At 72.8% G+C, this 10,509-nt stretch carries 10 protein-coding genes; 4 read left to right on the top strand and 6 right to left on the bottom strand.

The genetic code is table 11. The features are described from left to right. Positions 1–122: 122 nt before the first annotated feature. Both ACFYPS_RS09095 and ACFYPS_RS09090 read left to right on the top strand, forming a co-directional pair. Positions 123–1,568 (top strand): alpha-amylase family glycosyl hydrolase, encoded by a 1,446-nt coding sequence (locus tag ACFYPS_RS09095; RefSeq protein ID WP_354965487.1) that lies wholly within the window; start codon positions 123–125, stop codon positions 1,566–1,568. Between the two features lie 79 nt (positions 1,569–1,647). Beyond that, positions 1,648–2,559 carry a L,D-transpeptidase family protein gene (locus ACFYPS_RS09090; RefSeq protein WP_354965488.1) on the top strand — a complete coding sequence of 304 codons (912 nt, stop codon included), beginning with the start codon at positions 1,648–1,650 and terminating at the stop codon, positions 2,557–2,559. A 55-nt stretch (positions 2,560–2,614) separates the two neighbouring features. On the opposite strand, the gene ACFYPS_RS09085 is transcribed toward ACFYPS_RS09090, so the two are convergent. The 4 genes from ACFYPS_RS09085 to ACFYPS_RS09070 are packed head-to-tail and all read right to left on the bottom strand — an operon-like array spanning position 2,615 to position 6,138. Next, entirely contained in the window at positions 2,615–3,268 is a 654-nt protein-coding gene (locus tag ACFYPS_RS09085; RefSeq protein WP_354965489.1) for a response regulator transcription factor, read from the bottom strand. Further along, a complete protein-coding gene (locus tag ACFYPS_RS09080; RefSeq protein WP_354965490.1) occupies positions 3,265–4,395 on the bottom strand; it encodes a histidine kinase in 1,131 nt (376 codons plus the stop codon). The genes ACFYPS_RS09085 and ACFYPS_RS09080 overlap by 4 nt, the downstream gene beginning before the upstream one ends. A 26-nt stretch (positions 4,396–4,421) precedes the next feature. Further along, positions 4,422–5,237, bottom strand: coding sequence for an ABC transporter permease (locus ACFYPS_RS09075; RefSeq protein WP_354965491.1), 816 nt, complete (start codon positions 5,235–5,237; stop codon positions 4,422–4,424). 1 nt (position 5,238) lies between these two features. Further along, a complete protein-coding gene (locus tag ACFYPS_RS09070; protein ID WP_354965492.1) occupies positions 5,239–6,138 on the bottom strand; it encodes an ABC transporter ATP-binding protein in 900 nt (299 codons plus the stop codon). Positions 6,139–6,291: 153 nt separating this feature from the next. Between ACFYPS_RS09070 and ACFYPS_RS09065 the strand changes: the two genes are divergently transcribed. After that, complete coding sequence (locus tag ACFYPS_RS09065) at positions 6,292–7,146, top strand: alpha/beta fold hydrolase (protein ID WP_354965493.1); 855 nt, start codon at positions 6,292–6,294, stop codon at positions 7,144–7,146. 63 nt (positions 7,147–7,209) lie between these two features. After that, complete coding sequence (locus tag ACFYPS_RS09060) at positions 7,210–8,358, top strand: site-2 protease family protein (RefSeq protein ID WP_354965494.1); 1,149 nt, start codon at positions 7,210–7,212, stop codon at positions 8,356–8,358. Here the strand turns inward: ACFYPS_RS09060 and ACFYPS_RS09055 are convergent, their stop codons facing one another. Next, positions 8,359–9,642, bottom strand: coding sequence for an FAD-binding protein (locus ACFYPS_RS09055; protein ID WP_354965495.1), 1,284 nt, complete (start codon positions 9,640–9,642; stop codon positions 8,359–8,361). Next, on the bottom strand, positions 9,639–10,412 hold the full coding sequence (locus tag ACFYPS_RS09050) for a hypothetical protein (protein WP_354965496.1): 774 nt from the start codon (positions 10,410–10,412) through the stop codon (positions 9,639–9,641). Before ACFYPS_RS09050 ends, ACFYPS_RS09055 begins: the two co-directional genes overlap by 4 nt. Positions 10,413–10,509 lie beyond the last annotated feature (97 nt).

Here is a 10,509-nt window from a genome sequence, read left to right as displayed (position 1 = left end):
GTTGACAGTGCCTGCAACACGCTTGTAACCTTTCGGAAAATTTCAGTCGTGGTTGCAAGATTCCGGCAACCGGTCTGCTCCCCCCGCCGCACCACCACCCCCATCCCCCGTCAGGAGTCCCGATGCACCGACGTCGAAGCGGCTCAGCGATCCTCGCCCTCGGCCTGCTTGCCAGCCTGCTCCTTCCCACCACCGTGACGGCTCCCCCGGCCGTCGCCGCCCCGTCCGGCGGCAAGAAGGTCATCGTCCAGCTCTTCGAGTGGAACTGGCCGTCGGTGGCCAGCGAGTGCCAGAGCACACTCGGGCCGAAGGGCTACGGCTACGTCCAGGTCTCGCCCCCGCAGGAACACGTGCGGGGCAACCAGTGGTGGATGGCGTACCAGCCGGTCAGCTACCGGATCGAGTCCCGCAAGGGCACCCGGGCCCAGTTCCAGTCGATGGTGAACACCTGCCACGCGGCCGGGGTCAAGGTGATCGTCGACGCGGTCATCAACCACATGTCCGGTCAGGACAACGGCGGCACCGGCTGGGCCGGCTCGTCCTACTCGCACTACGACTACCCGGGCATCTACCAGACCCAGGACTTCCACCACTGCGGCCGCAACGGCGGCGACGACATCGCGAACTACAACGACCGGTACGAGGTGCAGAACTGCGAGCTGGTCAACCTCTCCGACCTGAAGACCGAGTCGGACTACGTCCGTACGAAGATCGCGTCGTACCTCAACGACCTGCTCTCCCTCGGCGTGGACGGGTTCCGGTTGGACGCCAGCAAGCACATGCCGGCGGCCGACATCGCCGCGATCAGGGGCGAGCTCTCCCGCTCCGCGTACATCGTGCAGGAGGTCATTTACGGCGCCGGCGAGCCGATCCAACCGACCGAGTACACCGGCAACGGTGACGTGCACGAGTTCCGCTACGGCAAGGACCTGGCCCGGGTGTTCCGCTCCGAACGGCTGGCGTACCTGCGCAACTTCGGCGAGGGCTGGGGGCACCTGCCCACCGGACCGTCCTCGGTGTTCGTGGACAACCACGACACCCAGCGCGACGCGGGCGGGGTGCTCACGTACCGGGACCGTGGGATCTACGCCCTCGCGAACGCCTTCATGCTGGCCTGGCCGTACGGCTCGCCGACCGTCATGTCCAGCTACACCTTCAGCAACCGGGACGCCGGCCCGCCCTCGGACGGCGCCAACAAGACGCTGAACACCACCTGCTACTCCGGTTGGGAGTGCGAGCACCGCTGGCCGGTGATCGCCAACATGGTCGGCTTCCGCAACGCCACCGAGGGCGCCGGCGTGGCCAACTGGTACGACAACGGCAACAACCACATCGCGTTCAGCCGCAGCGGCAAGGGTTTCATCACGGTCAACGACGAGGACTCCGCGGTGAACGGGCGCTCGTACTACACGGGGCTGCCCGCCGGCCGGTACTGCGACGTCATCCACGGCACGTACGCGGGCGGCACGTGCAGTGGCCCGGTGATCACGGTGGACGGTAACGGTTGGTTCGCCGCCAACGTGCCCGCGCACGACGCCGTGGCCATCCATGTCGGCGCGCGCGTCTGAGCACCGCAAGGAAGGTGCCCTTGTTATCGCCTTTTGTATAGCAAGGGCACCTTCCTAACAGGTCCGATACAGTGGTTTCGTGCCGTTTGACCGAATGACCCCGTCCCGTCGCCGGGGCGGCTGGGTGGCCGCCGCCGTCGCCGTGGCCGCGCTGCTGATCGCCGCGCTGCTGGTCGGCCAGGCCCTCACGCCGCGCTCGACGACCACCGACCGACCTGTCGCGGCGGCGCCCGATCCGACGCCGAGCAGCATCGAGCAGAGCCCCGAGGAACCGGTGCCGTCGGCGGCGCCCGCCCCGGACGGGCTACCGGTCGTCGACTACGACCCCGCCCCCAAGGGGTTTCCCGCCGATCCGGCCACCATGGACACCACGCCCCTGACCGAGGGTGTGCACCCGACCCGGCGGATCGCCGCGTACGACGCGCCCGGCGGACGTCCGCTGGCCTTCCTCGAACCGACGCTCGCCGGTGTCGAGCTGACCGTGCCGATCGCCGAAGAACGCCTCGGCTGGACGGCCGTCCTGCTCCCGTCGGCCAACCGGCGGCTCGCCTGGCTGCCGTCCGGCGGGTTCGACACCGTGGCCCTGCGCGACCAGATCGTGGTGGAGCGCAAGGTGCACCGGCTCACCTGGTACCGGGCCGGCAAGGCGGTGCGCTCCTGGCAGACCAGCCTCGGGCAGGAAGGACAGGAGACCCCGCTCGGGCGGACCTTCATCCTGGGCCGCACCCCGCCACCGCAGGACGTCTACGGCGGGGTGGACATCTACGCCCTCGGCTCGGTGCCCGACGACCCGAAGTCGGTGCCGACCGGGCTGCGTGGCGCGCACATCGGGCTGCACACCTGGTACCACGACGGCGAGCTGGGCGAGAGCACCACCAACGGCTGCATCCGGGTCACCCGCAGCGGCCAGCGGGAGCTGCTCGCGGAGGTCCGCCCCGGCAGCAGCCTGGTGGTCGTCGACCAGCTCCCCACCCCGCCGCCCACGGCCTGAGCGAACGCCGCTCACGGCCTGAGCGAACGCCGCTCACGGCTTGAGCGAACGCCGCTCACTCGCCGAGCAGCCAGCCGTTCCGCTCGGCGATGCGGACCGCCTCGGCCCGGTTGCGGGCGCCGGTCTTGCCGATCGCCGCCGAGAGATGGTTGCGCACCGTCCCGTCGGACAGGTGCAGCTCCCCCGCCAGGTCGGAGACGGTGCCACCGGCGCGGGCCGCCCGAAGCACCTCGGTCTCCCGCTCGGTCAACGGGCTGGCACCGGTGGCCAGGGTCTCCGCCGCCAGCGTCGGGTCGACCACCCGCAGGCCGGCGTGCACCCGACGGACCGCCTCGGCGAGTTGCCGGGCCGGCGTGTCCTTGACCACGAAGCCGTTCGCGCCGGCCTCCATCGCCCGACGCAGGTAGCCGGGCCGACCGAAGGTGGTCACCACCAGCACCCGGCAGGCCGGCAACGCGGCGCGTAGCGCGGCGGCGGCGGCGATCCCGTCCAGGCCGGGCATCTCCACGTCCAGCAGAGCCACGTCGGGGGTGGTTCGGAGTGCCTCCGGCACCACCTCGTCGCCCCGGCCGACCTCGGCCACCACGGTCAGATCTGGCTCCAGCGAGAGCAGCGCGGCGAGCGCGCCACGGACCAGCGCCTGGTCGTCGGCGAGCAGCAACCGGATCGGCGCGCCCGGCGCGGGCGTACCACCGGTGGGGCCGCTCACCGGGCCCCCGCCGGCGCGTGTACCCGCAGCAGGAAGCCGGTTCCGTCCGGACGGCGACCCACGGACACCACGGCGTCCAGCCCTCGCGCCCGCTCCCGCAGACCGACCAGCCCGTGCCCGGAGACGTCGGAAGTGGACGGACCCCGGCCGTCGTCACTCACCTCGACCCGGTCCGGGTGCACCCGGATCGTGCAGCACCGCGCCTCGCTGTGCCGGACCACGTTGGTCACCCCTTCCCGAACCGTCCAACCGAACAACCGGTCCCACTCGTCCGGCAGCGCCGGCACCTCGCCCGGCAGCTCCGCGGCGATGCCCGCCGCGGCCAGCGCGGAGCGGGCGCCCGCCAGCTCCCTGGCGAGGGTCACCTCGCGGTACGCCCCGACCGTCTGCCGCACGTCCGCCAGCGCCGCCCGGGCCAGGCACTCCACCTCGGCGATCTCGGCGGCGGCCCGGTCCCGGTCCACCTCGATCAGCCGGCCGGCCAACTCGGCCTTGATCGCCACCACCGTCAGCGAGTGCCCGAGGATGTCGTGCAGGTCGCGGGCCGTGCGGACCCGCTCCTCGGCGACCGCGAGCCGGCGGATCTCCTGCTGGGCGGCCTGCAGCTGACTGTTGCGCTGGGCCAGCCGGGACACCCCGAACATGGCGAACGAGGCGAGCAGCACCGCGAAGACGATGGTGTTCTCGGCCTCCCACCCCGGCACCAGCCAGGACGCCAGCACCGGGGTCAGCGCGCAGAGCGCCACGGCCAGCGACGCCCCCCGGCCCGGCAGCAGGAACACCGCCGCGGCGGCCACGTAGACCAGGGTGACCAGCCAGTCCCCACCGGCGCCCGGGATGCTGGCCAGGCCCACCAGGAGCAGTAGCAGCAGCCCCGCCCGCGCCCGGCCCACCGGGATCGGAGTGAGCGACTCGCGCAGCTGGCGGGCCCACTGGAACAGCAGCACGTAGCCGACGCCGAAGGCGAGCAGCGCGGCCACGCCGACGACCCGCCGCCAGGGCTGTGGCTGGTGCAGCGTGGTGGCGAGCGGCACGTTGAGGAAGAACAGCCACACCGCCGCCAGCAGCCAACCGGTGAACCGCCAGTGGCGGCTCGCCGGCCGGGGGTGGCCTGTCGAGAGATCCATCGGGTCCACGCTAACGGTCGGAGCGGTCAGACCCGAGCGGTGTCCCGGCGGAACAGCCGGGCCGCGCCGACGCCGAAGACCAGGGCCCAGCAGGCGATGTTGGCCACCGCGGCCATGCTCACCCCTTCACCGGTCAGCGGGGCGCGGGACAGCTCGCCCACGCCGTACACCGGGGTGAACCGGGCGACGTGCTGGAGCACGTCCGGCAGCACCTCGAGCGGGACGAAGAGTCCGCCGAACATGGCCAGCACGGCCAGGATCGGGCCGATGAACTGCATGACGTTCTCGGCCGGCACCAGATAGCCCATGAAGAGGCCGAACGCGGCGAAGACCAGCGAGCCGACCCAGGCGGCGAGCCCGGCCAGCAGCCAGACGTGCATCGGGATGCGGACGCCGGCGGCGGCGCCCACCAGGAACTCGACGACGACCGCGAGCAGGCCGAGGGCCATCGCGGTGATCAGCTTGGTGGCCACGTACGCGGTCGGGCGCAGCGGGGTGAGCCGCAGCTGCCGGCTCCAGCCCAGCGCCCGCTCGGTGGCCACCGCGCCGCCGGCGCTGGTGGTCGCCACCATGGCCGCGTAGACGGCCAGGCTGATCATCACGTACGCGGTCACCGGGCGGCCGTTGTCCAGCGACTGCCCACCCTGCGGCAGGCCGAAGATGAGGAAGAAGACGCCCGGCATGATCAGTGTGAACGCGAGCGTGCGGCGGTTGCGCAGCACCCTGCGCAGCTCGATGCGCAGGACGGCCGGGGCGAACCCGCCCAGGGCGGGCAGCCGACGGTCCGGTTCGGTGGGCCGGTCGGCACGGGTGGCGGCGGGGGTGGCCGGCAGGGTGGTCATCTCAGGCTCCGGTGTGCTCGGTGGTCAGGGCGAGGAAGGCGTCCTCGAGGTTGCGGGAGGTGATCTCCACGTCCCGGGCCGCGGTCCGGGTGAGCAGGTGTCGGGCGATCGCGTCCGAGTCGCCAGTGCGCACCAGCACGCTGTCGCCGCGTACCTCGACGGCGTCCACACCGGGCAGCGCGGCGAGGGCGGCCTGGTCGGCACCGGGCAGGGTGGCCCGGACGGTGCGGCCGGCGGCCAGATTCTTGATCTCCGCGGTGGTGCCGTCGGCGACGACGCGCCCCTGCCGGACCAACACGATCCGGTCGGCGTACGCGTCCGCCTCATCCAGGTAGTGGGTGGCGAAGATGACGGTTCGTCCGGCGCGCGCGTCGCGGCGCAGGGCCTGCCAGAAGTCCCGTCGACCCTCGACGTCCATGCCGGTGGTCGGCTCGTCGAGCACCATCAGATCCGGGTCCGGCAGCAGTGCGAGCGCGAAGCGCAGCCGCTGCTGCTGGCCGCCGGAGCAGCGTCCGACCACCCGGTCGGCGATGTCGGCGATGCCGGCCCGCTCCAGCACCTCCGTCACCGGGCGGGTGTGCCGGTAGAAGTGCGAGGTCATCTGGACGGTCTCACCGACGGTGAGGTCCTTGAGCAGCCCGCCCGTCTGGAGCACGGCGGCGACCCGGCCCCGGGCCACCGCGTCGTCCGGGGTGCCGCCGAGGAGGCGGACCGTGCCCGCGTCCGGACGGGCCAGCCCGAGCAGCATGTCGATGGTGGTGGTCTTGCCCGCGCCGTTGGGGCCGAGGAACGCCACCACCTCGCCGGGCTGCACCCGCAGGCTCAGCCCGTCGACCGCGGTGACGGCGCCGAAGGTCTTGGTGAGGCCGTCGAGTTCGACGGCCGGGTGCGTACTGGTCATGTCAGCCATGCTCCGGCCGCGCGGGGTGCGGTACCCGGAGCGGTCGTCACGTTCCGGCCGTGACATTTGTCAGGGGCCGTCCGGGCGACACGGAGCGTGACGCCCGCAGGAGCGGGTAACCGCCGGGCCGGACGCCGCGACAGGGGGAACGCGATGGGTGCCACGCCGCAGGGCCGAACCGACACGATCGTGCTGATCCACGGGCTCTGGATGACCCCCCGCAGCTGGGAGGGTTGGGCCGAGCGGTACACCGCGCGCGGCATGCACGTCATCGTCCCCGCCTGGCCCGGGATGGACCGGTCCGTCGAGCAGTTGCGCGACGATCCCCGGCCGATCGCCGAGCAGAGCATCGCCACGATCGTCGCGCACTACGATCGGATCATCCGGGCGCTGCCCCGACCGCCGATCATCATGGGGCACTCGTTCGGCGGGCTGATCACCCAACTCCTGGTCGACCGGGGGCTCGGCTCGGCGGCGGTGGGAGTGCACCCCGCGCAGGTGAAGGGGGTGCTCAAGGTGCCCCTGAGTCAGCTGCGCTCCGGCTTCCCGATCCTGCGCAGCCCCGCCAACCGGCACAAGGCCGTCCCGTTCACCCAGGACGACTTCGCCTACACGTTCGGCAACGCGATGAGCCGCGAAGACTCCGACCGGGCCTGGCAGCGCTACGCCGTCCCCGGTGCGGGGCGGGTGTACTTCGAAGGCGCGTTCGCCAACCTCGACCCGCGCTCACCCGCCCGCGTCGACGCCGGGCGCGACGACCGCGCGCCGCTGCTGCTGATGGCCGGCGAGGTCGACCACGTGGTGCCGCCGTCGGTGGTCCGCGCCAACGCCACGCTCTACCAGAAGTCCCGGGCGCTCACCGCGTACCAGGAGTTCCCCGGCCGGTCACACTTCACCGTCGGACAGGACGGCTGGGAGCCGATCGCCGACTACGCGCTGGACTGGGCGCTACGGGCGGCTGCGCTGCCCCGGGAGGCGACCATCGCCAGCGAGAGCCCGCGCCGCTGACCTTGCACAGCGCCGGCGGGCTCTCGAGCGCATGGGCGGGCCGAGCGCGGGTAACGGGGAGAAATGAGGGCGAGCTTCCGGCTTGGCCGGATCGCGGGTGTACCGGTCGGCGTCAACTGGAGTGTCCTGGTCATCTTCGCGCTGATCGCCTGGGGGCTGGCGGCCAATCAGTTCCCCCGGTCCTACCCCGACCGCTCGCCCGTGGCGTACACCCTGGCGGGGTTGGCCGCGGCGGTGGTCTTCTTCGTCGGCCTGCTGGCCCACGAGGTGTCGCACGCGATCGTCGCCAAGCGCAACGGCCTGCAGGTCGGGGGCATCACCCTGTGGCTGTTCGGCGGGGTGGCCGAGCTGAAGGGCGAGCCCCGCGACCCGGGCGCGGAACTGCGGATCTCCGGGGTCGGCCCGCTGGTCAGCCTGCTGCTCGGAGCCTTCTTCGGCGTCATCGCCGCGCTGCTCGCGCTGGCCGGGCAGGGTGGCCTGCTGCTCGGGGTGATGGCGTGGCTGGCCGGTATCAACGTGCTGCTGGCGGTCTTCAACGTGCTGCCGGCCGCGCCCCTGGACGGCGGGCGGCTGCTGCGCGCGGCCGTGTGGAAGGCCACCGGTGACCGCACCCGGGCGTCGGTGGTCGCCGCTCGGGCCGGCTGGGTGCTCGGCGCGCTGCTGATCGGTCTCGGGCTGTGGCAGTTCCTGTCCGGGGTGGGCTTCGGCGGGCTCTGGCTGGCGCTGATCGGCTGGTTCCTGATCGGGGCCGCCGGGATGGAGGAGCGGCAGGCCCGCACCGGCAGCGCGCTGCGCGGGATCCGGGTCGGCGAGGTGATGACCCCGCAGCCGCAGACCGCCTCGGCGGAGATGACGGTCGCCGACTTCGTCGACCACTACCTGTTCGCGTACCGGCATTCGGCGCTGCCGCTCACCGACGACGGCCGGCCGACCGGCCTGGTGACCCTGGACCGGGTGCGGGGCGTACCGGCTGACCGGCGGGCGTCGACCACGCTGGCCGAGGTGGCCTGCCGGGCCGACCAGCTGGTCCTCGCCCAGCCCGGCGAGGAACTCAACGACCTGCTCCCCCGGCTCAGCGAGTGCGCCGACGGCCGCGCCCTGGTGGTCACCGACGGCCGGCTGGTCGGCATCGTCTCGCCCAGCGACATCAGCCGCGCCGTCCAACGCGGCACCCTCCGCACCAACCAACCCACGCCGGCCGCACCCCGCTGATCAGCGGGGGAAGTAGGTGTCCAGTTCGGTGGTGCGGAACTTGCCCGTCGGGTCGAGGTGGGCCAGTAGGGCGGTGAAGTCCGCGTACCGGGGATAGCGGGCGGTCAGCGCGGCCGGATCGATGGTGAAGACCTTGCCCCAGTGCGGACGCGGCGCGAACGGCGTCAGCCGTTCCTCCACCGCCCCCAACACGGGGGCCACCGCGACCGGGTCGCCGATCCAGGTGAAGTGCACGGCGATGCTGTCCCGGTGGTGGTTCGGGCTGAGCCACAGCTCGTCGGCCGCCACCGTACGCAGCTCGCACACCTGGAGCACCGGAGCGATCAGGTGCGCCACGTCGTCCAGGGCGGCGAGGGCCTCGGCCGCGGTTGCCCGTGGCAGGTGGTACTCGGACTGGAGCTCGTCCCCGCTACTGGGGGTGAACCCGAGCTTGAAGTGCGGCAGCCGCTCGTGCCACGGGCCCGGCGCACCGAGCTGCTCGGTGCAGTTCTCCGCCGGCATCCCGAGCACCGGATGGCGCGGCTCGTCGGCGGCGGTGGTGCCGAGCCAGTCCGCCGGGGGCGGCGGCTGGTCCGCCCGCTGCTTGCGCCACACCTCGCGCAGTCGCGGTCCGCGCCAGTCGGTGAACACGCTGACGCTGTACGCCGATCCGAGCGCCTCGTCCAGCGCCTCCCGGGGCAGGTCGAGCCGCACGTACTGGCGCAGCTCGAAGGCCGGCACCACGTCCAGGGTGACCCGGGTGACCAGGCCGAGCGCGCCGAGCCCGACCACCATGCCGGCAAACGTGTCCCCGTCGGTGTCCCGGTCGACGCGCAGCAGGTCGCCGTCGGCGGTGACCAGTTCCAGGGCGGCGACGGAGGTGGCCAGGTTGCCGTGGGTCTGACCGGAGCCGTGGGTGGCGGTGGCCACCGCCCCGGCCACCGAGATGTGTGGCAGCGAGGCGAGGTTGGCCAGCGCGTACCCCTGGGCGTGCAACTGCTGGGCGACGTCGCCGTAGCGCAGCGCGCCGGCGACGGTGACCCGTGCACGCTCGGCGTCCACCTCGATCGCCGGAGGCAGCCCGGCCAGGGTGACCAGGTCGCCGGTCGTGTCCCCGAACCGGTTGAAGGAGTGCCCGGTGCCCACCGCCCGGATCCGGGAGCTGGCGGCGACCAGCCGACGCAGCTCGTCGGTGGAGGTCGGCCGGTGGAACGCCCGCGCGGCGTAGCGCACGTTGCCGGCCCAGTTCCGACGCGGCGCGTCGACCGTGGCGGCCGAGGGGCCGCCCTGTCCCGGTGCGATCACGATGTGGTCTCCCGATCGGTGGACGGGTGGTCGGCCAACGCGGCGACGAGGGCGTCCAGCGCCGGGTCGGCCTGGAGTCGGGTGTAACCGCGCTGGGCGATCGGCAGGCCGACCGCGCGGGCTCGTTCGATCTCCACGCGGGCCGCCAGCCGGGTCTGGGCGTCCCCGGACACCAGGGCGTCCTGGCCGCGCCGGATCAACTGGTCGACCTGGTCCATCCGGTAGCCGCGCAGGCTCGCGGTGAGGTCCGGCTCGGTGAAGGCGGCGCGGCGCAGCGCGGGCAGGTCCACGAACCGGTCGCCGGCGTAGCGGGTGAGCGCGGCGGACACCTGCTCCGGCTGCTCCCGGACCTGGTCGAGGACGAGCAGCTCGATGGCTGGCCGGCCGTCGACGGGATGGCGGGCGGTCACCGGTGGCCCGAGCGTCACACCCGGCACGGGCACCAGGAGCAGCCGTGGCGGCACCGGGCGGCCGTCCCGCCGGGGTGGCTCGTCGAGGACCAGCGTGTCCACCTCGGCCCACCGGATCGACCGGCGCAGGCCCGGTCGCCGAATGGTCAGCCCGTCCGCGCCGATCCCGAACCGGAACGGCCGCAACGCGCTGAACAGGGCCACGACGCCGAGCGCGACGGCGCCCACCGCGATGATCGTCCGTAGCAGGGCGTCGTGACGGGGCATCGCCAGCAGAACCACCCCACCGAGTACGCAGACCAGGGCGAGCACCAGGGCCCCCCGACTCCGGCGCAGTTCCACGCTCGGACCCCCGTTCATGACCGTGGCGTCGGTCCCAGCATCGTCCGACAGACCGGGAGCCAAGGACACCGGACGATCGGGCACGGTTGTTCTCGCCATCGTCGGGGAACCCTAC

This window comes from Micromonospora sp. NPDC005087 (assembly GCF_042872965.1).
Taxonomy (GTDB): Bacteria; Actinomycetota; Actinomycetes; order Mycobacteriales; family Micromonosporaceae; genus Micromonospora.
Note: the sequence above shows the minus strand (reverse complement) of the source record. Positions and strands in the feature narration are given on the sequence as shown.

Bases quoted from the DNA above. Each gene is read 5' to 3' on its own strand.
- ACFYPS_RS09095 (WP_354965487.1), top strand. From the start codon at position 123: ATGCACCGACGTCGAAGCGGCTCAGCGATCCTCGCCCTCGGCCTGCTT.
- ACFYPS_RS09080 (WP_354965490.1), bottom strand. From the start codon at position 4,395: ATGGATCTCTCGACAGGCCACCCCCGGCCGGCGAGCCGCCACTGGCGG.
- ACFYPS_RS09075 (WP_354965491.1), bottom strand. From the start codon at position 5,237: ATGACCACCCTGCCGGCCACCCCCGCCGCCACCCGTGCCGACCGGCCC.
- ACFYPS_RS09070 (WP_354965492.1), bottom strand. From the start codon at position 6,138: ATGACCAGTACGCACCCGGCCGTCGAACTCGACGGCCTCACCAAGACC.
- ACFYPS_RS09065 (WP_354965493.1), top strand. From the start codon at position 6,292: ATGGGTGCCACGCCGCAGGGCCGAACCGACACGATCGTGCTGATCCAC.
- ACFYPS_RS09060 (WP_354965494.1), top strand. From the start codon at position 7,210: ATGAGGGCGAGCTTCCGGCTTGGCCGGATCGCGGGTGTACCGGTCGGC.
- ACFYPS_RS09050 (WP_354965496.1), bottom strand. From the start codon at position 10,412: ATGAACGGGGGTCCGAGCGTGGAACTGCGCCGGAGTCGGGGGGCCCTG.